Genomic DNA, 24,596 nt, shown 5'->3' with positions numbered 1-24,596 from the left:
AACCATGACAAACATTATTTTTATGGGAACGCCAGATTTTTCTGCAACGGTGCTTAAAGGATTGCTGGAAAGCAAACAGTACGAGATTTTGGCAGTAGTTACACAGCCAGATCGCGCAGTAGGACGTAAAAAAGAAATCCGCATGACGCCTGTTAAAGAACTGGCTTTAGACTATGGCTTACCAATCTATCAGCCAGAGAAATTGTCTAAAAGTGCTGAATTAGATAGTTTGCTGAATTTAAACGCTGATGGTATCGTCACAGCAGCTTTCGGTCAATTTTTACCAAGCAAATTGCTAGATTCGGTCAATTTTGCCGTCAATGTGCATGCTTCGTTGTTACCAAAATATCGCGGAGGAGCTCCCATTCACTACGCCATTATCAATGGTGACAAAGAAGCCGGTGTGACTATTATGGAAATGGTCAAAGAGATGGATGCGGGTGATATGATTGCGCGTCGAGCGATTCCTATTGAGGAAACAGACAATGTTGGGACGATGTTTGAAAAGTTAGCGTTGGTCGGACGCGATTTGCTACTTGAGAGCTTGCCTAGTTATCTAGCTGGAGATTTAAAACCAGTTCCGCAAGACAAAAATCAAGTTACCTTTTCACCAAATATTTTACCAGAAAAGGAGAGAATTGACTGGACTAAGACAAATCACCAAATTTTTAACCAAATTCGAGGAATGAATCCTTGGCCAGTGGCACATACGCTTTTAAATGGAGAACGTTTTAAAATTTACGAAGCTACTCCAGTAGAGGGCTTAGGACAAGCTGGAGAAATCCTTGTTATCGGAAAAAAAGAATTGATTGTGGCAACTGGTGAAGGTGCACTTTCTCTTCAAACAGTACAGCCAGCTGGAAAGTCCAAAATGACTATCATTGATTTTCTGAATGGTCTGGGGCGGCAATTATCAGTAGGTGATTTCTTTGGTCAATAAAATAAAAACAGCGCGGCAAACGGCTCTTGCTGTTTTAGAAGAGGTTTTCTCAGAGGGAGCTTATTCTAATATCGCTCTTAATCAGGCTTTGCTAGAGGCGCCTTTAAGTTCTGTTGATAAAGGGCTTGTAACAGAAATCGTCTATGGAACGGTTGCACGTAAAATCACTTTAGAATGGTATTTGTCTCATGTTATTGAAAATCGAGATAAGTTGGATTCCTGGCTTTATATTCTTTTGTTGATGAGTTTGTATCAAATACAGTATCTTGATAAAATTCCAGCGCATGCGGTCGTCAATGAAGCGGTGGAGCTGGCAAAGGCACGAAAAAAGGGAAGCGAAAAGTTCGTCAATGCAGTGCTGCGAAGACTATTGCGGAACGGTGTGGCAGATATAGGCAGTATTAAACGTAAAAACAAACGCTATTCTATTCAGTATTCTCTGCCAGTTTGGCTGGTTAAAGTGCTGATTGAAGAGTACGGTGAAAAACGAGCTCTAGCCATTTTTGAGAGTTTATTTCTTCGAAATAAAGCCAGCGTTCGAGTAGTGGACCTAAGCCGTAAAGAAGAATTAAAACAACTGTTGCAGGCAGAAGATTCGCTATTAGCTCCGAGTGCGTTGGTGAAAAGCCACGGTCATTTTGCAGGGCATGCCTTGTTTGAGGAAGGTGCTACTACTATTCAAGACGAATCTAGCCAATTGGTTGCGCCAACTCTTGAATTGCGCGGCGATGAAAAAGTGTTAGACGCATGCAGTGCACCCGGTGGTAAAACCATGCACATTGCTTCTTACTTAACGACAGGACAGGTCACGGCATTAGATCTCTATGAGCATAAGTTGGCTCTGATAAAAGAAAATGCACAGCGCTTAGGTGTGGCAGATAAAGTGATTACGAAAAAGCTAGATGCGAGAAAGGTTTTTGAAACTTTTGGAGCAGACGCCTTTGATAAAATTTTAGTAGATGCGCCGTGTTCAGGAATTGGTCTAATCCGACGGAAACCAGATATTAAATACAATAAAGAAAATGCAGATTTTGCCTCGTTGCAAAAAATTCAGCTTGAGATACTGGATAGTGTTTGTCAAAGCTTGCGAAAAGGTGGTATAATAACTTACAGTACCTGTACGATTGTTTCGCAAGAAAATTTTCAAGTTGTTGAGCAGTTTTTGGCAGCTCATCCAAATTTTAAACAGGTAAAACTAGAACATAATAGACAGGATATTCTAAAAGATGGCTGTATTTTAATTACGCCAGAATTGTATGGAAGTGACGGATTTTTCATCAGTCAATTCAAACGAATATCCTAATAGGAGGAAACTGACAGTATGGAAATTTCATTATTAACAGATGTTGGTCAGAAGCGTACAAATAATCAAGATTATGCCAATCAATTTGTTAATCGTGCCGGTATGACAATGGTTCTTTTAGCAGATGGTATGGGAGGTCACCGTGCCGGTAATATTGCTAGTGAAATGGCAGTAACAGACCTCGGTGCCGCTTGGGTGGATACTCAAATTGATTCCATTAACGGCGTTCGTGAGTGGTTCGCAGAACATCTCGAAACAGAAAATCAAAAAGTTCATCAATTTGGTCAAGATGAAGAATATAAAGGCATGGGAACGACGCTTGAAGCCTTAGCAATTATTGGCAATCAAGCAATTTATGCTCATGTAGGAGATTCTCGTATTGGTTTGGTGCGTGGTGATAGTTATAAGCAGTTGACAAACGACCATTCTTTGGTGAATGAATTGCTCAAAGCAGGACAAATTACACCTGAGGAAGCAGAACGTCACCCACAACGCAACATCATCACGCAATCAATCGGTCAAAGAGGCGAAGTGCAGCCTGATGTTGGCATGATTAGCTTAGAAGATGATGATTACATTATTTTGAATAGCGATGGTTTGTCCAATATGATTTCAGAAAGTGAAATTTATGATATTATGACAAGCGATATTGCTCTTTCAGAAAAAGCGGAAACCTTGATTCGCTTTGCAAATAATGCAGGCGGTCTGGACAATATTACAGTTGCCCTGGTTCATTATCATAAGGAGGACGCAGAATGATTCAAGTCGGCAAGATATTTGCCGGACGATATAGAATCATCAAACAAATTGGCCGAGGAGGTATGGCAGATGTCTACTTGGCGAAAGACTTGATTTTAGACGGGGAAGAAGTCGCAGTTAAGGTTCTAAGAACCAATTACCAGACAGATCCGATTGCTGTAGCACGTTTTCAAAGAGAAGCACGCGCCATGGCAGACTTGGATCATCCTCATATTGTCCGGATTACCGACATTGGAGAAGAAGAAGGCCAGCAGTATTTAGCAATGGAATATGTGGCTGGACTTGACTTAAAACGCTATATCAAAGAGCATGCTCCTTTGTCTAATGAAGAAGCGGTTCGAATCATGGGACAAATCCTTTTAGCGATGCGTTTGGCGCACACGCATGGGATTGTTCACCGTGATTTGAAACCTCAAAATGTCCTTTTAACTCCAGATGGCGATGCAAAAGTCACTGACTTTGGAATTGCGGTAGCTTTTGCAGAAACGAGTTTAACGCAAACCAACTCTATGTTGGGGTCTGTACATTATTTGTCACCAGAACAGGCGCGTGGTTCAAAAGCGACCGTTCAGAGTGATATTTATGCCATGGGGATTATTTTCTATGAAATGCTGACAGGACATATCCCTTATGATGGAGATAGTGCTGTTACGATTGCCCTACAGCATTTCCAAAAGCCTCTACCGTCCATTATTGCTGAAAATCCAAACGTTCCACAGGCATTGGAAAATGTAGTCATCAAGGCAACGGCAAAAAAATTGACGGATCGTTATCAGTCAGTTGCAGAAATGTATGTGGATTTATCAAGCTGTTTATCTGCTGACCGTCGAAATGAGAAAAAACTAGTTTTTGATGACACGGCTAAGGCAGACACAAAGACACTGCCGAAAGTGTCACAAAATACTTTGACTTCTGCGACGAAGCCAACACCTGCTCCCACAAAAGAAGCAGTCAGTAGTAAACCTACGCCTAAGCCAAAAGCAAAAAAGAAGCGCCGTTTAAGAACACGCTATAAAGTTTTGTTATCAGCAGTGGTTTTAGTTATCGCAGCTCTGGTGGCTTTGGTCTATTTGAGTCCATCAAATGTAAAAATTCCAGATGTTACTGGAAAAACTATTGCCCAAGCACGTTCTGCAATCGAAACTGCAGGTTTGAAAGTTGGCAAGGAAAAAGACGAATACAGTGATTCTGTTAAAAAAGATTCAGTCATTCGCACCAATCCAGAAGCGGGAACGCAACGTCGTGAGGGCAGTACGGTGGATCTGATTGTCTCAAAAGGGACTAAAACTTTTATTATGGAAGATTATAAAGGTCAGAAAAGAGCAGATGCCATCAACAATCTGGTACAAAAATACAAGGTTTCAAAAGGTTTAATTAAAACAGAAGAAGTTGAGAGTAGTGAGTATGCGGCAGGAACAGTTGTTGATCAAACACCAGCAGCAGGCAGCACTTATGATTTGACTTCAAAGACCCGTATTACGTTAAAAGTAGCGAAGTCCGTTTCAAGTGTCACGATGCCAAGCTATATCAGTTCAACCTATGAATTTGCTTATAATAATTTGACGAAAGTGATTGGTATTCAAGGTGCGAATATTGAAAAACGTTCGATTACAACAGCTCCAACGGGTACACAGGCAAATACGATTATCAGACAAACCCCAGAAGCTGGTCAGTCTTTGAATTTGAAGAGTGATCGCATTGTCTTATATGTATATGAGCCAAAAACCGAAGATTCTTCAACATCTGAAAGTAGTTCACAATCTGATAGCAGCTCAGATAAAACTAGCCCATCCTCTAGCAGTTCGTCAGCTAGTGGTAATGATGGGAGCAGCTCAAAAACACCAGACACAAGTGCTAGTGCAAGTAATTAAAAAAGAGAGAGGATAAAATCGTAGTTTTGTTAAACCGATTTCCCCTCCCTCTTTTTTTACACTCGTTTTACATCATTGATAAGCATTGCTTCTGCTCAATCAAGTTTATCCAGTATATTGTAATTAAAAATGTTAGCTTCTAGGACTACAAACTAGAACTTTAAAATATTTTCTTCCAGTTCACTCCCTTCTTTTCATACCTTAGCCGGAGGAATTTTTAAAAGTTTTTGATACAATAGAAGCAGAAAGGTATCGAGGCTATGAGAAAGATCCAATTTTTTATCTTTGTTGAATCTATTCTATTAACATTTGCATTAGTGACGATTTTGTCTGGTCACTTTTCACGTGTTATTCTTTTTTTGGTGCTTTTCTTGTTGCTACTCTATTATTATTTTGGTAAACAAAGAGGAAATTTTCTGCTAGTAACTTCTACTATATTGCTTTTTTTCATTATTATGCTCAATCCTTATGTCATTGCTGCCTTGCTCTTTGCGGTCATTTATGGCATGATTGTGGCTTATCCTTACATTTATAAAGAAAATGGAGTGACGAATCTCATCTTTGATGATGCAGTAGAACAAAAACGTGAAAAAAATCAATGGTTGGGAAATCTTCATCATTTTGGCTCATCAGATACCTGTCGATTTGATGACATCAATCTTTTCCGTCTTATGGGTAAAGATACGATTCATTTGGAACAAGTCATTATCACAAACCATGATAATGTGATTATTTTGCGAAAATTTTTTGGAAATACAAAAATCATCGTGCCAGTTGATGTGGCAGTTAGCCTGAAAGTGAATAATCTATATGGTGAATTGCAGTTTTTAGATCAACCTGTTTATGAATTGCGAAATGAAAGTATCAGCCTAACGACACCGGACTTCAAGCGATCACATAAAAGCGTCAAAATTGTCCTGTCAACGTTTGTAGGGAATGTTGAGGTGGTTCGCAAATGAAAAAAGTCTACTACCTTTTGATTAGCTTTTATTCCCTACTCATTTTAGGACTCATTATTCATTATATTTTTAGTCTATTTAATTTTGACTGGCAACTGATTTTTAGTAATGTAGAGTGGCTAGAAAAATTTAGTTTCTTTGTAATTGTGCTGACTTTATCTCTGACGATGTTGATGATTTTAGGTGTTAAAGTGATTCAAATGGTCACTTTGTCTACCATTCAAACAAACCTAAAAAATGTTTTAGAAGGTCGAGAATTGCAAGAGATTCATCAGCCTGAAATTGATGTCTCTTTTCGGCAGATTTCAGAGAAATTAACTCATTTGACAGAAAATCTGCAAAAGTCAGAGAACCGCGCCCTGCAAAATGAGGAGACGATTATTGAGAAAGAACGCAAGAGAATGGCGCGTGACTTACATGATACGGTCAGTCAAGAACTTTTTGCTGCCAATATGATTTTGTCAGGTGTGACAGGTCAAGTGGAGAATTTAGATACAGATGCATTATCAAAACAATTGACGGGTGTATCAGGAATTTTAAATACTGCTCAGAGGGATTTGCGTATCTTGCTTTTACATTTGAGGCCGACAGAGTTGGAAGGGAAAAGCTTGGTTGAAGGGCTGAACCTCATTTTGAAAGAGCTATCAGATAAAAGCGATATTGAGGTAAGTTTTCACCATGATGTGCAAAAATTACCGAAACAGATTGAGGAGCATATTTTTAGAATTGCTCAGGAAATTATCAGTAACACGCTCCGTCATGCAAATGCGAATCATTTAGATGTTTATTTGTATCAAACTCGGAATGAATTGCAGTTGAAAATGACAGATGATGGAATTGGCTTTGAGCATACCTCGCCTGATGAATTGAGCTATGGTTTGAAAAATATGGAAGAAAGAGTAAATGATATGGCAGGAACAATGCAAATTTTAACCGCTCCGAAGCAGGGAGTGGCAATTGACATTCGTGTGCCGTTATTGAAAGGAGCTTAGGATGCAGATTTTATTAGTAGATGACCATGAAATGGTAAGACTTGGCTTAAAAGGTTATTTGGATTTACAAGACGATGTGGATGTAGTGGCAGAAGCTTCAAATGGTCGCGAAGGAGTTGAAAGAGCTTTGGAGTTGCGTCCAGATGTGATTATGATGGACATTGTCATGCCTGAAATGAGTGGGATTGAAGCGACACTTGCTATTTTAAAAGAATGGCCTGAAGCTAAAATTCTCATTTTGACTTCTTATTTGGATAATGAAAAAATTTATCCGGTTTTAGATGCGGGTGCTAAAGGATATATGCTCAAAACTTCTAGCGCGGATGATATTTTACGAGCGGTCCGAAAAGTAGCCAAGGGTGAACTTGCTATTGAAACAGAAGTCAGCCAAAAAGTAGAATATCATCGAAATCATATTGAATTGCACGAAGATTTGACTGCGCGTGAGCGAGATATTTTAGGACTACTGGCAAAAGGTTATGAAAATCAACGCATAGCAGATGAATTATTTATTTCTTTAAAGACAGTGAAAACACATGTGTCCAATATCTTATCAAAGCTAGAAGTGAGCGATCGTACACAAGCTGTTGTTTATGCTTTCCAACATCACCTTGTCCCACAAGATGACATTTAGTGGTATAATAGAAAACAGAATAATTGCTAGAGGGAGATTATGGACGCAAAATTAAAATACAAATCCAAGAAGATCAAAATCGTCTTTTTTGATATTGATGATACCTTGCGAGTAAAAGCAACTGGCTACATTCCAGAATCGATCAAAACGGTTTTTAAACAATTAAAAGAAAAAGGAATTTTGACGGGAATTGCTTCAGGGAGAGGAATTTTTGGTGTGGTGCCGGAGTTGAAAGCGTTGCAGCCTGATTTTTTTGTCACCTTGAATGGGTCCTATATTGAAGATAAAGCAGGAAAGGTTATTGCGCAAACCCCGATTGATCGAAATTTAGTAGAAACTTATATCGCTTGGACGAAGGAAGTTGGGATTGACTTTGGCCTCGTTGGTAGTCATGAGGCAGCGCTTTCGACGCGAACACCGCTTATTGACGAAGCCATTGATATTGTTTATCCTAATTTACCTATTCAGCCAGATTTTTATCAAGATCACAACGTTTATCAAATGTGGACATTTGAAGATATTGGAGATAGCTTGCAATTGCCTAAAGAGTTAGAAGAACAGCTACGATTGGTTCGCTGGCATCCACATTCATCAGATGTAGTTCTAACAAATGGTTCAAAAGCATCTGGAGTTGCGACAGTTGTGGAGCATCTAGGATTGAAACCTGAAAATGTCATGGTTTTCGGAGACGAGCTTAATGATTTAGAATTATTTGATTATGCAGGTATCAGCGTTGCTATGGGCATTTCCCATGAAAAGATCAAAGCAAAGGCTGACTTTGTGACAAAAACAGTAGAAGAAGACGGCATTTTTTATGCCTTAGAGGAGTTAGGAATGGTAGAAAAAGAATTGCATTTTCCACAAACAACGATTGAATTAGCGAAAGGTCCGAAAGCGACTATTAAAACCAACCACGGAGATTTGAAAATTCAACTATTTCCAGAGCAAGCGCCGAAGACAGTAGCGAATTTTATCGCTTTGTCAAAGGATGGCTACTATGATGGCGTGATTTTCCACCGCATTATCAAGGATTTCATGATTCAAGGTGGAGATCCAACTGGTACGGGTATGGGTGGCGAATCCATTTATGGTGAAAAGTTTGAAGATGAATTTTCACCAGAATTGTATAATATCCGTGGAGCACTTTCAATGGCTAATGCTGGTCCAAATACAAATGGCAGTCAATTTTTCATCGTGCAAAATAGCAAGATTCCTTATGCACAAAAGGAATTGGAACGGGGTGGTTGGCCAGCACCGATTGCTGAAATTTATGCAAGCAAAGGTGGAACGCCGCATTTGGATCGTAGGCATACTGTATTTGGTCAATTGCTAGATGAAGCTTCTTATCAAGTGTTAGATAAGATTGCGGCAGTTGAAACTGGTGCAATGGATAAACCGCTTGAGGATGTCGTGATTGAAACCATTAAAGTTGAGGATTGAGATGAAAATTGGTGAAAAACTAAAAGGCCAAATTACTGGTATTCAGCCTTATGGTGCTTTTGTGGAACTAGAAACGGGTGACATGGGATTGATTCATATCTCAGAAATTCGGACAGGATATATCGAAAATATCCATGAAATTCTGCATGTCGACGATCAAGTATTGGTGCAGGTGATGGACTATGATGAATTTTCGGGTAAGGCTAGTTTGTCAATGAGAACTCTGGAAGAAGAGAAGCATCATTTGCCTAAACGCCATCGCTTTTCAAATGACCGTTACAAGATTGGTTTTGCACCGCTCGCCAAAAGTTTGTCGACTTGGACAAAGGAAGCAATGGATTTTCTGAATCAATCAAAAGAAGAAACCAAATGACAAGAATTGTGATATTTTCACATAAAAGACCCCCTCGATAAGAGATTGTTGTGAGTACCTTATTGAGGGGGGTATTTATTCTCATACATTTTCAGGTGGATATCAATTCTGTATTCTTTGTTCAGGTCACTATCACATTAAAGCATATTCATCTGGCAGCATAATGGTTTCTTTTCCCTTGTTGTCCGTTACAAAGATTTCTCTCGGAAAAAATGGATCGAAAGCGTCATTAAAATCAAAAGAGACAGTAGTTGACATACTTGTTTCGGAAAATCGAAATGTTAATTTTCCTTGACGGTTGATGAGTTCAAATCGAAGAAGCTCATCTAATGCAAACACACCTTTTAAAAAATTATCAATGATGTACCAGAAAGAATCAATAATGTCATCTGGCAAACTTGTTACAACGCCAAAGCTGGCATAACGTCCACGTGTATTTGTAAAAGCCATTGTTTCTTCCTTTCTGTGCTAATTCATCAAAGTATTTTCTATATGATACATAAAATAAGCTTGAATTGCAAGAAATTGTTCTTTGAAAATCAAAAAGGACCAGAGGTCCCTTGGCAACTTTAGCGATTCTTTAGTTCTACATAACGTTTGTACCAAATATTGACATAGGCTTGTGAAAAAGGTCCACGCTCATTATTAATCCAGTCTACTAAGATTTTCACATTCTCCTTGAGAATGTAATCTAAATCAGTGGAGTAGTTCATTTGCCGCTTGTGGCGCTCGTATTCATCTACATCCAGCAATCGCTTTTCACCATTGGTGAAGACTTTGACATCTAAATCATAATCTATGTATTTTAATGCTTCTGCATCAAGATAATAGGGACTGGCTAGATTGCAATAGTAGGAAATCCCATTTTCGCGAATCATAGCGATAATGTTAAACCAATATTTTTTATGAAAATAGACAATAGCTGGCTCGCGTGTCACCCAACGCCGCCCGTCACTTTCTGTGACCAAGGTATGGTCGTTGACACCAATAATGGCGTTTTCTGTTGTTTTTAGTACCATGGTGTCGCGCCAAGTGCGGTGCAGACTTCCATTATGCTTATAACTTTGAATTGTAATAAAGTCGCCTTCTTTTGGAAGCTTCATCATCTACCAACTTTCTACAATTTATCAGGTTATCGCTTTTATTGTAACATATTTTCATGAAAAAACATAAATAAACCTTACATTTTTTGTAGATATTCTTTGAGAGCGCTTGCAATGTCGGAGAAATCATAGCCTTTGCGTGCGAGTGCTTGGGTGAGGCGTTGTTTTAACTCATATTCGTCATATTTTTTAGAATATTTGCGGTATTGCTTGTCTAATTCTTTGTACAGTAATTTCTGCTGAATTTCCTCATCTTCTTTGATGTCTAAGGTTTGATAAGCTGCCTTAGCTTCGGTATAGGAAAAGCCTTTGCTCAACATAGATTGAAGAATTTTATCCTGCAGGGCCTTACTTGGTAGTTTGCTTTGATAGTTGCGGAGTAGTTTTGCAGCGACTTTTTGGCTTACTTCTGTAAAATCAAATTTGCATAATTCTTCATCAATAATAGGAGCTGTGATACCTTTTTGAGCCAATTTTTGCTTGAGGACAAAAGCACCTTTATCACCAGATAGAAGATTGGAATGAATAAAGGAATAAGCATATTGTCTGTCATCTATCCAATTATCTTTTATGAGAATCGTTAGGACTTTCTCGATAGTATCTAAGGAAATCTCGTGTTTTGTCAAATAATCCCGCACTTCTTTGACAGTTCTTTGCTTGAAAGAAAGATAATATAAAGCTAGATTTTTTCCGTAAGAAAACTGTGCGTAGTTCTGAATTTCTTTTAATTCTTGCTCACTAATGTTCATGCCTTTTGATAACATAAAGTGAACGATAGTATCTTCAGTGATGTAAATTTTGTCAGTTTCGTCCAATTCTAAAAGATAGAGACGCTTTTTCTTTTCAATTTTAGTGATTTTCATAATCATTCTTTCGATAACTTGTGTGAAATTTGGAGCTAATGAATGGGATAGTAAGTGTGACTATTAGCCAAATGCTTCAAAAGCTGCGATAAGTCGTAATTTCTCGGAGTTGATATTTTCTCGACCATAGTAGTCCAAAAATAGGTCGCCATATTTTGGATTGCCTAGATTATAATTCAGTGACCAGATAGCCCAGTAAAGGTCAATGTGGCGATCGCTAAAGCCAGATAGCCCAACATCAATGAAACAGGAGAACGTCTTAGCGTCTTTTAAGATAAAGTTGGGCAAACAAGCGTCACCGTGAATAAATGCATCTCTTGTAAGAAGATGTCCCTGTTCTTGGATAAGCTGATAGGCTCCTTTTCTACTGCGAATCTGAAATTGTGGCAGGAGAGCTTTTTCATAGAAAAGCCCTTTTTGATAATTCTCTTCCGCTAGCTGAATATAGTTCTTTAGAAGTGAGTTTGTGGGAAAGTGGACTGGTTGGAGGTTATGGAGCTGTCTTAGCGCTGTTGCCATGGTTTGGCAGAGGACTTCTGGTTGGTCTAGCACTTCCAATCCTGATATGCCGGATGCTTCTTTAGTGAGCAAGTAGTCCCTGTCTTGGCTGATGTATGTCAATACAGGAACACCGAGCCCTTGTTTGTCAAACCATTTAGCACATTGTGCCTCTCGTGCTAGCTTTCCTTTTTGGTCTATTTTAAGATAGTAGCTTGTGTCTAGATAAAGCACGGTTGCGCCTGAGTGGGAAGAACTGTCATACAAAGTGGCTTTCTCTGTATATATTCGTAATTCTTCTGGGAATTGAGAAATTGTGAGAGTTACTTTTTCTTTTTTCATACTGATTATTGTACCATATTCTCAACATTATCGTGTTGGCATGGTATAATAGGCTTATGAATCTGAAAGTAAAACAAAAAATCCCCTTGAAAATCAAAAAAATGGGAATCAACGGGGAAGGGATTGGATTTTATAAAAAGACATTGGTCTTTGTACCAGGTGCTTTAAAAGGTGAGGATATTTTTTGTCAAATCACGACGGTTAAGCGTAATTTTGTTGAAGCGAAACTGTTGACGATTAACAAACGCTCCAAGTATCGAGTAGAGCCTCCTTGTGAGATTTATGAAAAATGCGGGGGCTGCCAGATTATGCACTTGCATTATGATAAGCAACTGGAGTTTAAGACGGATCTGTTGCGGCAGGCTTTGAAAAAATTTGCGCCTCAAGGTTATGAAAACTATGAGATTCGTCCAACGATTGGTATGCAAGAACCTCAATATTATCGAGCGAAGTTGCAGTTTCAAACACGGAAATTTAAGGGAGATGTAAAAGCGGGTCTTTATGCGCAGAATTCTCATTATCTGATTTCTTTGAAAAACTGTTTGGTTCAGGATAAGGTAACGCAGAAAATCATCAATAAAGTGGCTCTCCTTTTGGGAAAGTACAATCTTCCTATCTATGATGAGCGAAAAAATGCCGGCATTCGGACGGTTATGATTCGCAGGGCTCGGAAAACAGGTCAGGTACAGATGATTTTTGTCACGGGAAAGAAGTTGGACTTTTCTCCAGTCATTCGTGATTTGTCAGCAGAATTTCCAGAGTTGGAAACAGTGGCGGTCAATTACCATACGACAAAATCAAGTGAAATCTATGGAGATAGGACGGAGATTATCTGGGGGAAAGAAACCATTCAGGAAGGTGTTTTGGATTACGAGTTTTCCTTATCGCCTAGGGCTTTTTACCAGCTTAATCCAGAGCAAACAGAGGTGCTTTACAGTGAAGCTGTTAAGGCTCTGGATGTCGATTCAGAGGATTGTCTGATTGATGCTTATTGTGGTGTGGGAACGATTGGCTTTGCTTTTGCTAAAAAAGTGAAGTCTCTTCGTGGCATGGATGTTATACCAGAAGCTATTGAGGATGCTAAGCGAAATGCCAAGAAGATGGGCTTTGACAATGCTTATTATGAGGCTGGGACGGCTGAAAGCATTATTCCTCGTTGGTACAAGGAAGGTTACCGAGCAGATGCCTTGATTGTGGATCCGCCACGGACTGGCTTAGATGAAAAGCTGCTTGGAACGATTGTTCGTTATGCACCAAAGAAAATGGTTTATGTCTCCTGTAATGTCTCTACTCTAGCTAGAGATTTGATACAATTGAGCAAGGTCTACGATGTTCATTATATTCAATCTGTGGATATGTTTCCACACACAGCCAGGACCGAGGCTGTAGTGAAATTGGTAAAGAAAGAGGATTAGAATGGATATTTGGGAAAAATGTATGAAGAAGCCAAGAAGCTCTATGATCCGCATGAGGTATCGCCCTTTGTGTACGCTAATCATGTTGTAGCAGCTATTGAAGCAGAGGATGGAAAGATTTATACCGGCTTTTGCTTTGAAGGAACCTGTGGTGTTTTTCATCTCTGCGCTGAAAGGGCAGCAGCTTTTAATATGTATCAGTGTTCTGGACAGACAAAAATGAAACGAGTATTGGCTTTTCGTGATAAACCACCTTATGGAGGAGGTTCTGGTATGCCTTGTGGGGTGTGTAGAGAATTTTTAATGGAGTTGAATCCTGAGAATCGTCATCCAGAGTTTATGCTAGATTTTGAAAAACGAGAAACGATTACTTTGGGAGAACTCATGCCTTACTGGTGGGGACAAGAACGTACTGAAAATGACGGGAAATGATATGAAACACTTTTACTGTATGTTAGAATAATATACGAGGCACTTTCTAACAACGAAAGTTCAAAGAATCAGGATGTAAAAATTGCAAAGAAGGTATACTGTAGCAATGCTATTGATATTTTATAGCGTTTGGTAAATGGGATAGAATGACTTGTTCATGAGTGAGCCTAGTTTAAGGCAGATGACAAATAGGCGACAGAAGTTGAGCAGTAAAATGAAACGCAAATATTTTCAACTACTTCAGCAATAGAAAAACTTGTAGAGATCATTTTCTACAAGTTTTTTCGATTTTACAAGGAAATCTCTGTGTTTTTCAATGCTTTTTGTGCATCTGAGACGATTGTTTCAATGATTTCTTTGCATGGTCGGATTTCTTTTATCATACCAGCAATTTGACCGCACATCATGGAGCCGTTTTTTGTGTCTCCGTCATATACAGCTTTTGAGAGAGCTCCAATAGTAATCTCTTCCAGTTCCTCACGGCTGGTACCTTTATTTTCAAGTTCTATATAATGGTCTGTCATTTCGTTTCGAATACAACGAACGGGGGCACCCGCCCTCCTGCCTGTGACAGCTGTATCTGTATCATTTGCCTTGAGAACGGCTTCTTTATAACTTTCAGCGATTGGGCATTCTTCTGATGCGAGAAATACCGTACCGAGTTGAACTCCTTGTGCGCCTAAAACGAAAGCAGCAGCAAGCCCGCGACCGTCTGCAATACCTCCTGCACCAATCACGGGAATATCAACTGCATCAGTAATTTGTGGCAGCAAAGCCATGGTATTGGTGCTACCGATATGACCACCCGCTTCAGATCCTTCAGCGATAACAGCGTCAACACCTAATTCTTGCATTTTTTTAGCATGTTTCACGCTGGCAATGACCGGAATAACCTTGATACCTGCTTCTTTGAGAGCAGGCAGAATAAATTTAGGGGTGCCAGCACCAGTTGTCACAATAGGAACTTTTTCTTCGATGATAACATTCACAAGCTCTTCGACATTTTTCAGCATCAGCACCACATTAACAGCGAATGGTTTGTCTGTGAGTTTACGCAATTCACGAATTTCTTCGCGCAATTGGTCGCCAGTCATACCACCTGAAGCAATAATCCCCAAGCCACCCGCTTCTGAAACAGCAACAGCCAACTGATAGTGAGAAATTTGCGCCATAGCACCTTGAAAAATTGGATATTTGATGTTTAGTAAAGTTGTAATAGACATACTATCTCCTTCATCCTGTTTTTGAAATTAGTATATCACGATTATAAAAACGTTTTCAAAATTGTGATTTAATAAATTTTCTTTTGTTTGTGAAATATTTTGCTTTGAAAAGAGAATTTATCAATTGTTTTACTTGTGAAAAACAAAGAGTCGTTTTATTATAACAAATACTTATACTATATTAAAAATAGTTATAGATGATGATTGATTCAGAAAAATGGAATGAGGCAAAGATAAAGAGCGTTTTGGTTTTGCTTAGAAAGCAACTACTTTTTGTGTTATAATAATAGAAAAATGTTCATGAGGTGAAGTATGGACAATATCATTGATGTATCCATTCCTGTGGCAGAAGTAGTTGACAAACACCCAGAAGTGTTGGAGATTTTGGTGGAACTTGGTTTTAAACCGCTTGCCAATCCAATCATGCGCAATACGGTTGGTCGCAAGGTGTCGTTAAAGCAAGGATCGAAGCTAGAAGGAACCCCTATGGATAAAATTGTCATGACATTGGAAGCAAATGGCTATGAAGTGGTGGGGCTAGACTGATGGCAGATGAACGAATTGAGATTTTGAAATCCATTTTGCTGGATTTGCATCATGGTGCAACAGCAGAAGAGGTTCAAGAGCAGTTTAACAAGCATTTTACAGGTGTTTCGGCTATTGAGATCAGTCTTATGGAGCACGAACTGATGAACTCGGATACGGGTGTAACCTTTGAGGATGTTATGTCGCTTTGCAATGTTCATGCGAATCTTTTTAAGGGAGCAGTGAAAAATGTAGAAGTGGCTGACACAGATCATCCAGGACATCCAGTTCAAATTTTTAAGCAGGAAAATCTGGCTCTGAGAGCAGCTCTTTTGCGGGTTCGGCGTCTCCTTGATACTTATGCTCAAACAGATGATGCAGAAATGAAGACAGAGTTGGAAAGGGGACTGATGCGCCAGCTGGTCTTGGTCGGTCAATTTGACATTCATTATCAGCGCAAGGAAGAGCTGATGTTTCCGATTATGGAGAAATACGGTCATGACTCACCACCCAAGGTTATGTGGGGTGTGGACGACCAGATTCGAGAGCTTTTTCAGGAAGCAAAGACTGCTGCTGAAGATTTGTCCAATCTAGGTATCGAGCAAGTTCGAGCAACATTTGAAAATTTTGCAGCTGAGTTTGAAGCGATGATTTTCAAGGAAGAGTCCATCTTGCTTATGATTTTGCTGGAATCTTTCACACAGGACGATTGGTTGAAAATTGCAGAAGAAAGTGGTGCCTATGGTTATGCCATTATCAAGCCGACTGAGAAATGGGTACCAGATCGTCAATCATTCACGGAGGCAGAAAAAGAGACTGCTGAGAAGACTGGAAGCGAAGCGGCAGCCAGTGACGAGTTTGTGTCAGACGGTACTATTCAGCAAGTCATTGAGACGCCTGATGGGCAGGTCACCATTTCCTTTAAACCAAAAAAGAAAAAGACAGAAAACAATTTTGAACGGCAGAACCAACAGCCGTTTGGACATGGCTATTTATCAGTGGAAGAGGCTAATTTGATTCTCAATCATCTGCCAATGGAGATTACCTTTGTTAATAAGGAGGATATTTTCCAGTACTACAATGACAGTGTGCCAGCTGATGAGATGATTTTCAAACGGACGCCGGGTCAAGTGGGGCGCAATGTCGAGCTGTGCCACCCGCCTAAGTTTTTGGAGAAAGTTCGCTTTATTTTTAAGGAATTGCGTGAAGGCAAGCGAGACAAGTTTGTTATGTGGTTCAAGTCTGAGTCGCGGGATAAATTTGTTCATGTGACGTATGCGGCAGTGAGAGATGAAGCAGGAGAATTTCAAGGTGTGCTGGAATATGTCCAAGATATTCAGCCTTTCCGTGATATTGAAGAAGATTTCTACCGAGGAGTAGATTAGAAGGAATATGATGATGTACGAACAGGAATTTTTAAAGGATTTTGAAGCTTGGGTCAAAACTCAAGTAGCAATCAACGAAATGGCTCTTCAAGAGAGTCAGAAAGTCTATGAAGAAGACCAAGATGAACGTGCTAAAGAAGCTGCGATTCGTTATGAGAGCCGTCTGGATGCCTATCAGTTTTTATTGGGTAAATTTGCCAACTATCAAGAGGGCAAGGGATTTCATGACCTACCAGACGGACTTTTTGGGCAGAGAAATTATTGATTTTCTCTAGAAAACATGTTAAACTAAATACATTAGAGGTGTTTTGAATCCCATTTGTCACAGAAAGCGGCACTGCTGAGAAATCCGCACAAATGTCAAAACTGGTTGCTAAGGCTAAAATTGAAATAATGGTGTTTTTTTGTTTACTTTTAGGACTAAGCCACAAGTTGCGGGTTGCACTGGCGTACGTCTAAGCGAGCTAACAACGTAATAAAAGATAAACAAGAAGACCAGAGTTGCGGGCGTCTGCCCGAAATTGGGTGGTACCGCGGAGTGATTCGTCCCTGTCATGTATGGCAGGGACGAATTTTTATAATCGGAACAGGGAGAGATTATGATAAATATTTTAGGTCAAATTGAAGACAATAAACTTCCTGATATTGAGACATAACGGCTGTATTTGCGCCAACGTCTAGTCTCAGATGCTGAGGATATTTTTGCTTATGCAAGCTTGCCAGAAGTAACTTGGCCAGCTGGTTTTCCACCTGCAGAAAGCGTGGAAGAAGAGGAAAATTATCTCGAAAACATTATGCCAAAGCGCTGGATTGAGCAAAAAATACCGTCTGGTTATGGTATCTGCTTGAAAGGAACAGATGAAGTCATTGGCTCGATTGATTTTAATAATCGCCATGCTGATGATGTTCTTGAAATGGGCTATTTGCTTCACCCAGATTATTGGGGGCAAGGGATTGTGACAGAAGCTGCGCGTGCGCTGTTGGAAGTTGGCTTCACCCTACTCAATCTCCACAAAATCGAAATTGAATGTTATGGATACAACAAAGCAAGCCAACGTATTGCTGAAAAACTTGGCTTCACCCTCGAAGCTCGTATCCGAGACAGAAAGGATGCCCAAGGAAATCGCTGTGACAGTCTGATATATGGCTTACTGAGGAGTGAGTGGGAGGGGAGATGATGAATGTTGTCATTATTGGTGCACAAGCTTCAGGTAAGATGACGATTGGTCAAGAAATTGAAAAGATGACTGATATGACTTTGTTTCATAATCACGATAGCATTGATTTTGTTAGGCGTTTTATGGAATATGGGCCTATCTCAACTGAACTTATTCGGAAAATTAGAATGAATTTTTTTGAAGCTTTTGCTCAGAGCAACAAACCTCTTATTTTTACTGTTGTGATTGATTTTATGATTCAAATGATATTGATTTTTTGAGACAGATTCAAGATGTTTTTCACTCATTTAATAGAGAGGTCTTGTTTGTAGAACTTGAAACGGATTTAACTGAACGGCTTCGGCGTAATCGTACTGAGCATCGCTTGCAGTGCAAACCATTAAAGCGTGATTTGGAATGGTCTGAAAATGATATTTTGTCAACGATGACATTTGCCCAATTTAATCCAGAGAAGTCACCAGAATTTCTTAAGTATTATTATAAAATCAATAATACCGAGCTATCCGCTCGTGAATCAGCACAGTTTATTTTACAAAAATTAAATGATATTGAAAAAATGTAGAAAGGACATATTATGTCAAAAGAACTTTCACCAAAATATAACCCAGCTGAGGTTGAAGCTGGGCGTTATCAAAAATGGTTAGATGAGGATGTTTTCAAGCCTTCTGGCGATAAGAAAGCTCATCCGTATTCTATCGTTATTCCACCACCAAACGTAACTGGTAAACTTCACCTTGGTCACGCTTGGGATACTACTTTGCAAGATATTATTATCCGTCAAAAACGGATGCAAGGTTTTGATACTTTATGGCTTCCTGGTATGGACCATGCGGGGATTGCAACACAGGCAAAAGTTGAAGCACGTCTTGCTGAAGATGGTATCTCACGTTACGACCTTGGTCGTGAAAAATTCCTTGATAAAGTCTGGGAATGGAAAGATGAATATGCATCAACAATCAAACAACAATGGGGTAAAATGGGTATCTCTGTTGATTATTCACGTGAACGTTTCACCCTTGATGAAGGCTTGTCTAAAGCGGTCCGCAAGGTTTTCGTAGAACTCTATAAAAAAGATTGGATTTACCGCGGCGAATTCATTATCAACTGGGACCCTAAGGCCCGCACAGCTTTGTCCGACATCGAAGTCATCCATAAGGATGTGGAAGGTGCCTTCTACCATATGAATTATCTGTTGGAAGATGGCTCGCGCAGTTTAGAGGTTGCGACAACTCGTCCAGAGACTATGTTTGGGGATACGGCTGTCGCTGTCAATCCAAATGATGATCGTTACAAAGATTTGATTGGTCAAAATGTCATCCTTCCAATCGTTAACAAAGCTATTCCAATCGTTGGTGATGAACACGCTGACCCAGAATTTGGTACTGGTGTGGTTAAAATCACTCCAGCCCATGACCCTAACGACTTCCTTGTTGGTCAACGTCACAATCTTCCTCAAGTTAATGTTATGAATGATGACGGTACGATGAACGAACTTGCTGGTGAATTTGCTGGTATGGATCGTTTTGAAGCTCGTAAAGCTGTCGTTAAAAAATTGGAAGAAATCGGTGCGCTTGTTGAAATCGAAAAAATGGTTCACAGCGTTGGTCACTCAGAACGTACTGGTGTGCCAGTTGAGCCACGTTTGTCAACACAATGGTTCGTTAAAATGGACCAATTGGCTAAAAATGCTATTGCCAACCAAGACACTGATGATGAAGTAAAATTCTACCCACCACGTTTCAACGATACTTTCCTACAATGGATGGAAAACGTTCATGACTGGGTTATCTCTCGTCAATTATGGTGGGGTCACCAAATTCCTGCATGGTACAATGCTGAAGGTGAAATGTACGTCGGTGAAGAAGCTCCAGAAGGTGACGGATGGACTCAAGACGAAGATGTGCTTGATACTTGGTTTAGTTCAGCCCTATGGCCATTCTCAACAATGGGTTGGCCTGATGTCGATTCAGAAGACTTCAAACGTTACTTCCCAACTTCAACCTTGGTGACTGGTTATGATATTATCCCATTCTGGGTATCTCGGATGATTTTCCAAGGTTTGGAATTTACTGGCAAGTCGCCATTCAAAAATGCCTTGATTCACGGTCTCATCCGTGACGAGCAAGGACGCAAGATGTCTAAATCTCTCGGTAACGGGATTGATCCAATGGATGTTATTGATAAGTACGGAACAGATAGCCTTCGTTGGTTCCTATCAAACGGTTCTGCACCAGGACAAGACGTTCGTTTCTCTTACGAAAAAATGGATGCAGCTTGGAACTTCATTAACAAAATCTGGAACATCTCTCGTTATATTTTGATGAACAATGAAGAGTTGACACTTGACCAAGCGAGTGAAAATGTTGCAAAAGTTGTGGTTGGTACAGCCGGGAATGTTACTGACCGCTGGATTCTTCACAACTTGAATGAAACAATTGCTAAAGTTACTGAAAACTTTGATAAATTTGAATTTGGTGTGGCTGGTCATATCCTTTACAACTTCATCTGGGATGAATTTGCTGACTGGTACGTTGAGTTGACCAAGGAAGTTCTTTATAGTGACAATGAAGAAGAGAAAGTTATCACACGCTCTGTTCTCCTTTACACCTTGGACAAGATCCTTCGTCTCCTTCATCCAATCATGCCATTCGTGACAGAAGAAATCTTTGAACAAATTTCTGAAGGTTCAATCGTAACAGCTGAATACCCAACAGTTAATCCAGCATTTGAAAATGAAGCTGCGCATAAAGGTGTTGAAAGTCTTAAAGACCTTATCCGTGCTGTCCGTAACGCACGTAGCGAGGTGAATGTTGCTCCAAGTAAACCAATCACACTTCTCGTGAAAACAAGTGATAAAGAATTAGAAGCATTCTTCAACGCCAATGTCAACTACATCAAGCGTTTTACAAATCCAGAGCATTTGGAAATTGCGGAGGACCTTGCTGTGCCAGAACTAGTCATGTCCAGCATCATCACAGGAGCAGAAATCTATCTGCCTCTCGCTGACTTGCTCAATGTTGAAGAAGAACTAGCCCGCCTTGACAAAGAACTTGCTAAATGGCAAAAAGAATTGGATATAGTTGCACGCAAACTTGGCAACGAAAAATTCGTCGCTAACGCCAAACCCGAAGTCGTCCAAAAAGAACGCGACAAACAAGCCGACTACCAAGCTAAGTATGATGCGACCGTAGCACGTATTGATGAGATGAAGAAGTTGGTGAAATAGTGGCTGAAGATTAAGGAAAATATAAATCGTGGTTTAATCAACCATTGAATATATTAGATTCAAAAGACTTAAACGACGACTATTTGAATAATAATTTCAAAATGATTGATTATTATCAAGATATATATCATGATGAGATTGTAATAGATGAACTGATTAATAAATTAAAACAAGGTCAATTTGACAATTTAAGTATTATTGATTTAAATAGATTTAGAATATTTCTGGATGCAGTATTATTAACTTTCAATAATGAGAAGGTTTATAATGCTTATTTGAAAGACAAATTTGCCTTTCAACCATTTTTTGACAGATTGAATGATTCAAAACTCTTTATACGAGAACGCCCATTTTTAGAAAATCATAAGAAGTATTTGAATAATCTTTTTAAAATACGCATTAATAAATTTGATTCATTTTTTTACTCACTAGATGGAGAAGATAGACGAGTTTGGGATCAATTCAAGATAGTAAGAAATGCTTACTCACATATGAAATATTGTGACGTATATATTTGAAGATAAGTTTAATCATAGAAGTGAGTTACTTGAAGTTCCTGAGGAATCATTGCTTCGTTTTATAAATCAGGATATTTTTAAGATAAGATAATTAAAAAATTAATGAGTTTGGTTAACCATATTAAAGCTAATAATTTTTAGAAAGCAGGTAACTACATGACAAATTCTGTAAGTTCGAACCGCTCTGAGAAGTATAACATTGCAGCTTTCTTCTCAGGTGTTGGGGGAATTGAGTTGAGATTTGAACAGACCAACGAGTTCAGAGTGGTGTATGCCAACGAGTTTGACAAGTACGCACGGCTTACTTATGAGTTAAACTAGCCAGATACTTTTTTGGATAGTCGTGACATCATGCGGTGAAGCTGGAGGAGATTCCAGCTGAGCGTGTGGATGTGGTGATGGGAGGTTTCCCATGCCAAGCCTTTAGTATTGTGAGTTATCGCAAGGGATTTGATGATGATCGTGGGGATTTGTTTTTTGAACTGTTTCGTATGATTGAAGGGTAGAAACATTGGGTAATTTTCATTGAAAATGTTAAAAATATGGTTGGTCATGACAACGGTAATATCTTCAAGGCCATTTGCGAAGCCTTGACTGAAAACAAAGATATGCAAAACTATGTTGTTCTGATTATCAATTCTAAGTTTCAAGAGACTGTTTTTTAACGAGCTTTTCACGCTGTAGGGGAGGATATTTCTAATACATCTTATACTAAAGAATTTTAATAATTGTTGATTGTTAGCTAGTAAAAGCAACAAATCGAATGGATACAGCATTTTTATAGATTTGAACATACAGAAAAAAGAGAACGAATTTCGTTCTCTCTAGCTGTTAATTAGCTGACATTGATATATTACAGTTATCATTGGTAAACTGTTAGCAAATCCAAATTTAAAGTTTATACGTGTATATAACCTTGATTTTTAAACCTCAAAATTGTAGAGAGCTGTTGATAGGTAACGCTCGCCGTTATCTGGAGCAAGAGCTAGGACTTTTTTGCCTGCGCCTAATTTTTTGGCGACTTCAAGTGCGGCATAGATAGCTGCGGCAGAAGAAATTCCTACAAGAAAGCCTTCTTGTCCACCGACACGGCGTCCAAGGTCAAGCGCTTGATCAGAAGTAACGCGGACAATACCGTCATAAGCTTGAGTGTCCAGTGTTTCTGGGATAAAACCAGCTGAAATTCCTTGAATCTTGTGTGGTCCAGGCTTTTCACCAGACAGGATAGCGGACTCATCGGCTTCAACTGCGTAAACTTGTATATTCGGATTGACTTTTTTGAGAGCATGAGAAACGCCAGAAATTGTACCACCTGTGCCAACTCCTCCGACAAAAGCATCCAATCCTTTTTCACCGAAAGCAGCGATAATTTCAGCTCCTGTTGTTCTTTCGTGTACTTCAGGATTAGCTGGATTGTTGAATTGTAGCGGCAGCCATCCGTTACGTTCCTTGGCGATTTCTTCAGCTTTGGCAATCGCACCTTTCATTCCCTCACTTCCGGGAGTGAGCACCAATTCGGCGCCATAAGCTTGGATAATTTTGCGGCGCTCTACACTCATAGTTTCTGGCATAACAATAACAACCTTATAACCTTTAGCAGCACCGACCCAAGACAAACCGATTCCGGTATTTCCGCTGGTTGCTTCGACAATGGTTGCACCTGGTTGAAGCAAGCCCTCTTGCTCAGCAGTCTCAATCATGCTGAGAGCAATGCGATCTTTGACAGACGATCCTGGATTGAAAGCCTCTAGCTTGACATAAACATCAGCAGCGCCTTCTGGAACCAGCTTGTTCAATTTCACAATAGGAGTATTTCCAATGAGTTCTGTAATGTTATGATAAATTTGTGCCATAAAATGATACCTCAATTCTGTTGATACAATCAGTATAAAACGAAAAAGAGTCTTTGTAAAATATAAAAAAACTATCAAGTTGATAGCTTTTTTTAATATTTAGGATAAAGAAATGGGAACTTCAACTTTCCGAAATCCCTGCTCAACAATGTCAATTTTTCCATTAAACAGCTCAATCAAACTTTCTATAACGCTCTCCTTATCGTCTTTGTCAATGAAAATAGTCGTTTGTACTTGATCTGTAAAAGCTGTATCCTGTTCTTGCAACTGTTTGGCTTTAAGAAAATTTGGTAACTCTTGATATTGACTGTAGGAAAGAGTAAGCCTTAGTCCAAGTTGTTCTTTTATGTGGACACTTCCGATTTCTTTGATAGCTAAGGCAACACTGCCAGCATAAGCCCGAATGAGTCCACCTGCTCCTAACTTGATGCCCCCAAAATAGCGCGTCACGACAGCACAGACGTTGGTTAGTTGGTGATTTTCTAAGACGCCTAGCATAGGCACGCCAGCAGTTCCGCTGGGTTCGCCATCATCGCTGCTTCGCTTCATTTCGCTCCGCTCTCCTAAAATAAAGGCAGAGCAGTTGTGAGTAGCTTTATAGTGTTCTTTTTTGACAGCCTGAATAAAATTTCGTGCCTCGTCCTCTGTTGTCACACGCTTGATATGACAGATAAAGCGCGATTTTTTGATTTCTTCTTGGACTTGACCGTCCTCTTTGATTGTTCTAAATTCCATATCTTCATTTTACAAAAAAACTTTTATTT

The 24,596-nt window shown here is 39.5% G+C and carries 23 protein-coding genes and 3 pseudogenes; 19 read left to right on the top strand and 7 right to left on the bottom strand.

Features of this window, described 5'->3' with window-relative positions; translation table 11 throughout:
• Positions 1-4 precede the first annotated feature (4 nt).
• The 9 genes from fmt (at position 5) to HMPREF2574_RS04215 (ending at position 9,271) form a co-directional block, all read left to right on the top strand.
• Positions 5-940 (top strand): methionyl-tRNA formyltransferase, encoded by a 936-nt coding sequence (gene fmt, locus HMPREF2574_RS04255; protein WP_024052110.1) that lies wholly within the window; start codon positions 5-7, stop codon positions 938-940.
• Complete coding sequence (gene rsmB, locus HMPREF2574_RS04250; RefSeq protein ID WP_070583972.1) at positions 930-2,243, top strand: 16S rRNA (cytosine(967)-C(5))-methyltransferase RsmB; 1,314 nt, start codon at positions 930-932, stop codon at positions 2,241-2,243. The genes fmt and rsmB overlap by 11 nt, the downstream gene beginning before the upstream one ends.
• A gap of 18 nt (positions 2,244-2,261) precedes the next feature.
• The gene (locus HMPREF2574_RS04245) at positions 2,262-3,002 is read left to right on the top strand and encodes a Stp1/IreP family PP2C-type Ser/Thr phosphatase (protein WP_022526377.1); all 741 of its coding nucleotides are present in this window, start codon (positions 2,262-2,264) and stop codon (positions 3,000-3,002) included.
• A complete protein-coding gene (gene pknB, locus HMPREF2574_RS04240) occupies positions 2,999-4,873 on the top strand; it encodes a Stk1 family PASTA domain-containing Ser/Thr kinase (RefSeq protein ID WP_070812217.1) in 1,875 nt (624 codons plus the stop codon). Before HMPREF2574_RS04245 ends, pknB begins: the two co-directional genes overlap by 4 nt.
• A 260-nt stretch (positions 4,874-5,133) precedes the next feature.
• On the top strand, positions 5,134-5,832 hold the full coding sequence (gene liaF, locus HMPREF2574_RS04235; protein ID WP_024052107.1) for a cell wall-active antibiotics response protein LiaF: 699 nt from the start codon (positions 5,134-5,136) through the stop codon (positions 5,830-5,832).
• Entirely contained in the window at positions 5,829-6,824 is a 996-nt protein-coding gene (locus tag HMPREF2574_RS04230; RefSeq protein ID WP_024052106.1) for an envelope stress sensor histidine kinase LiaS, read from the top strand. Before liaF ends, HMPREF2574_RS04230 begins: the two co-directional genes overlap by 4 nt.
• A gap of 1 nt (position 6,825) precedes the next feature.
• Complete coding sequence (locus tag HMPREF2574_RS04225; RefSeq protein ID WP_024052105.1) at positions 6,826-7,458, top strand: response regulator transcription factor; 633 nt, start codon at positions 6,826-6,828, stop codon at positions 7,456-7,458.
• Positions 7,459-7,497: 39 nt separating this feature from the next.
• Positions 7,498-8,898, top strand: a complete 1,401-nt coding sequence (locus tag HMPREF2574_RS04220) for a bifunctional Cof-type HAD-IIB family hydrolase/peptidylprolyl isomerase (protein ID WP_070812216.1) — start codon at positions 7,498-7,500, stop codon at positions 8,896-8,898.
• Position 8,899: 1 nt separating this feature from the next.
• Positions 8,900-9,271 carry a S1 RNA-binding domain-containing protein gene (locus HMPREF2574_RS04215; protein ID WP_024052103.1) on the top strand — a complete coding sequence of 124 codons (372 nt, stop codon included), beginning with the start codon at positions 8,900-8,902 and terminating at the stop codon, positions 9,269-9,271.
• A 132-nt stretch (positions 9,272-9,403) separates the two neighbouring features.
• Here the strand turns inward: HMPREF2574_RS04215 and HMPREF2574_RS04210 are convergent, their stop codons facing one another.
• The 4 genes from HMPREF2574_RS04210 to HMPREF2574_RS04195 all read right to left on the bottom strand — a co-directional run bounded on the left by HMPREF2574_RS04210 (position 9,404) and on the right by HMPREF2574_RS04195 (position 12,077).
• The gene (locus HMPREF2574_RS04210) at positions 9,404-9,721 is read right to left on the bottom strand and encodes a DUF960 domain-containing protein (protein ID WP_070812215.1); all 318 of its coding nucleotides are present in this window, start codon (positions 9,719-9,721) and stop codon (positions 9,404-9,406) included.
• A 119-nt stretch (positions 9,722-9,840) separates the two neighbouring features.
• Positions 9,841-10,374 (bottom strand): nucleoside tri-diphosphate phosphatase, encoded by a 534-nt coding sequence (locus HMPREF2574_RS04205; RefSeq protein WP_024052101.1) that lies wholly within the window; start codon positions 10,372-10,374, stop codon positions 9,841-9,843.
• Between the two features lie 77 nt (positions 10,375-10,451).
• Positions 10,452-11,237, bottom strand: a complete 786-nt coding sequence (gene recX / locus HMPREF2574_RS04200; RefSeq protein WP_042754014.1) for a recombination regulator RecX — start codon at positions 11,235-11,237, stop codon at positions 10,452-10,454.
• Between the two features lie 63 nt (positions 11,238-11,300).
• Entirely contained in the window at positions 11,301-12,077 is a 777-nt protein-coding gene (locus HMPREF2574_RS04195; RefSeq protein ID WP_070583976.1) for an aminoglycoside 3'-phosphotransferase, read from the bottom strand.
• A gap of 56 nt (positions 12,078-12,133) precedes the next feature.
• On the opposite strand from HMPREF2574_RS04195, the gene rlmD reads away from it, so the two are divergent.
• Positions 12,134-13,492, top strand: coding sequence for a 23S rRNA (uracil(1939)-C(5))-methyltransferase RlmD (gene rlmD, locus HMPREF2574_RS04190; RefSeq protein WP_070811430.1), 1,359 nt, complete (start codon positions 12,134-12,136; stop codon positions 13,490-13,492).
• Position 13,493: 1 nt separating this feature from the next.
• Positions 13,494-13,924: pseudogene (locus HMPREF2574_RS04185) on the top strand (cytidine deaminase).
• Between the two features lie 290 nt (positions 13,925-14,214).
• Here HMPREF2574_RS04185 and HMPREF2574_RS04180 read toward each other — a convergent pair.
• Positions 14,215-15,147, bottom strand: a complete 933-nt coding sequence (locus HMPREF2574_RS04180) for a nitronate monooxygenase (protein WP_070241556.1) — start codon at positions 15,145-15,147, stop codon at positions 14,215-14,217.
• Between the two features lie 312 nt (positions 15,148-15,459).
• Here HMPREF2574_RS04180 and HMPREF2574_RS04175 point away from each other — a divergent pair, with 312 nt between their 5' ends.
• From HMPREF2574_RS04175 to HMPREF2574_RS04140, 8 genes and pseudogenes are all read left to right on the top strand, one after another.
• Complete coding sequence (locus tag HMPREF2574_RS04175) at positions 15,460-15,693, top strand: DUF1858 domain-containing protein (protein ID WP_003025778.1); 234 nt, start codon at positions 15,460-15,462, stop codon at positions 15,691-15,693.
• The gene (locus HMPREF2574_RS04170; protein ID WP_070811428.1) at positions 15,693-17,057 is read left to right on the top strand and encodes a DUF438 domain-containing protein; all 1,365 of its coding nucleotides are present in this window, start codon (positions 15,693-15,695) and stop codon (positions 17,055-17,057) included. Before HMPREF2574_RS04175 ends, HMPREF2574_RS04170 begins: the two co-directional genes overlap by 1 nt.
• Positions 17,058-17,067: 10 nt before the next feature.
• On the top strand, positions 17,068-17,322 hold the full coding sequence (locus tag HMPREF2574_RS04165) for a DUF1912 family protein (protein ID WP_024052094.1): 255 nt from the start codon (positions 17,068-17,070) through the stop codon (positions 17,320-17,322).
• A gap of 394 nt (positions 17,323-17,716) precedes the next feature.
• Positions 17,717-18,235 carry a GNAT family N-acetyltransferase gene (locus HMPREF2574_RS04160; protein WP_224784129.1) on the top strand — a complete coding sequence of 173 codons (519 nt, stop codon included), beginning with the start codon at positions 17,717-17,719 and terminating at the stop codon, positions 18,233-18,235.
• Positions 18,235-18,797 (top strand): annotated as a pseudogene (locus tag HMPREF2574_RS04155) (shikimate kinase). The gene HMPREF2574_RS04160 and the pseudogene HMPREF2574_RS04155 overlap by 1 nt, the downstream one beginning before the upstream one ends.
• A gap of 12 nt (positions 18,798-18,809) precedes the next feature.
• Complete coding sequence (locus tag HMPREF2574_RS04150) at positions 18,810-21,461, top strand: valine--tRNA ligase (protein ID WP_070584030.1); 2,652 nt, start codon at positions 18,810-18,812, stop codon at positions 21,459-21,461.
• A gap of 101 nt (positions 21,462-21,562) precedes the next feature.
• On the top strand, positions 21,563-21,979 hold the full coding sequence (locus HMPREF2574_RS04145) for a hypothetical protein (protein WP_024052089.1): 417 nt from the start codon (positions 21,563-21,565) through the stop codon (positions 21,977-21,979).
• A 156-nt stretch (positions 21,980-22,135) separates the two neighbouring features.
• Positions 22,136-22,608: pseudogene (locus HMPREF2574_RS04140) on the top strand (DNA cytosine methyltransferase); the annotation flags it as partial.
• Positions 22,609-22,902: 294 nt separating this feature from the next.
• Here HMPREF2574_RS04140 and cysK read toward each other — a convergent pair.
• Both cysK and HMPREF2574_RS04130 read right to left on the bottom strand, forming a co-directional pair.
• Positions 22,903-23,832, bottom strand: coding sequence for a cysteine synthase A (gene cysK, locus HMPREF2574_RS04135; RefSeq protein WP_024052086.1), 930 nt, complete (start codon positions 23,830-23,832; stop codon positions 22,903-22,905).
• Positions 23,833-23,931: 99 nt separating this feature from the next.
• Positions 23,932-24,567: a YigZ family protein gene (locus HMPREF2574_RS04130; RefSeq protein ID WP_024052085.1), complete on the bottom strand. Its 636-nt coding sequence runs from the start codon at positions 24,565-24,567 to the stop codon at positions 23,932-23,934.
• Positions 24,568-24,596 lie beyond the last annotated feature (29 nt).

The sequence above is a fragment of the Streptococcus sp. HMSC034E12 genome, from assembly GCF_001835915.1.
Classification (GTDB): domain Bacteria; phylum Bacillota; class Bacilli; order Lactobacillales; family Streptococcaceae; genus Streptococcus; species Streptococcus vaginalis.
The sequence above is the reverse complement of the archived record's forward strand: the minus strand, read 5'-3'. Positions and strand labels throughout refer to the sequence as shown.

Coding starts and splice junctions, on each gene's coding strand:
- fmt (WP_024052110.1), top strand. CDS start 5: ATGACAAACATTATTTTTATGGGAACGCCAGATTTTTCTGCAACGGTG.
- HMPREF2574_RS04245 (WP_022526377.1), top strand. CDS start 2,262: ATGGAAATTTCATTATTAACAGATGTTGGTCAGAAGCGTACAAATAAT.
- pknB (WP_070812217.1), top strand. CDS start 2,999: ATGATTCAAGTCGGCAAGATATTTGCCGGACGATATAGAATCATCAAA.
- liaF (WP_024052107.1), top strand. CDS start 5,134: ATGAGAAAGATCCAATTTTTTATCTTTGTTGAATCTATTCTATTAACA.
- HMPREF2574_RS04230 (WP_024052106.1), top strand. CDS start 5,829: ATGAAAAAAGTCTACTACCTTTTGATTAGCTTTTATTCCCTACTCATT.
- HMPREF2574_RS04225 (WP_024052105.1), top strand. CDS start 6,826: ATGCAGATTTTATTAGTAGATGACCATGAAATGGTAAGACTTGGCTTA.
- HMPREF2574_RS04220 (WP_070812216.1), top strand. CDS start 7,498: ATGGACGCAAAATTAAAATACAAATCCAAGAAGATCAAAATCGTCTTT.
- HMPREF2574_RS04215 (WP_024052103.1), top strand. CDS start 8,900: ATGAAAATTGGTGAAAAACTAAAAGGCCAAATTACTGGTATTCAGCCT.
- HMPREF2574_RS04210 (WP_070812215.1), bottom strand. CDS start 9,721: ATGGCTTTTACAAATACACGTGGACGTTATGCCAGCTTTGGCGTTGTA.
- HMPREF2574_RS04205 (WP_024052101.1), bottom strand. CDS start 10,374: ATGAAGCTTCCAAAAGAAGGCGACTTTATTACAATTCAAAGTTATAAG.
- recX (WP_042754014.1), bottom strand. CDS start 11,237: ATGAAAATCACTAAAATTGAAAAGAAAAAGCGTCTCTATCTTTTAGAA.
- HMPREF2574_RS04195 (WP_070583976.1), bottom strand. CDS start 12,077: ATGAAAAAAGAAAAAGTAACTCTCACAATTTCTCAATTCCCAGAAGAA.
- rlmD (WP_070811430.1), top strand. CDS start 12,134: ATGAATCTGAAAGTAAAACAAAAAATCCCCTTGAAAATCAAAAAAATG.
- HMPREF2574_RS04180 (WP_070241556.1), bottom strand. CDS start 15,147: ATGTCTATTACAACTTTACTAAACATCAAATATCCAATTTTTCAAGGT.
- HMPREF2574_RS04175 (WP_003025778.1), top strand. CDS start 15,460: ATGGACAATATCATTGATGTATCCATTCCTGTGGCAGAAGTAGTTGAC.
- HMPREF2574_RS04170 (WP_070811428.1), top strand. CDS start 15,693: ATGGCAGATGAACGAATTGAGATTTTGAAATCCATTTTGCTGGATTTG.
- HMPREF2574_RS04165 (WP_024052094.1), top strand. CDS start 17,068: ATGATGTACGAACAGGAATTTTTAAAGGATTTTGAAGCTTGGGTCAAA.
- HMPREF2574_RS04150 (WP_070584030.1), top strand. CDS start 18,810: ATGTCAAAAGAACTTTCACCAAAATATAACCCAGCTGAGGTTGAAGCT.
- HMPREF2574_RS04145 (WP_024052089.1), top strand. CDS start 21,563: ATGATTGATTATTATCAAGATATATATCATGATGAGATTGTAATAGAT.
- cysK (WP_024052086.1), bottom strand. CDS start 23,832: ATGGCACAAATTTATCATAACATTACAGAACTCATTGGAAATACTCCT.
- HMPREF2574_RS04130 (WP_024052085.1), bottom strand. CDS start 24,567: ATGGAATTTAGAACAATCAAAGAGGACGGTCAAGTCCAAGAAGAAATC.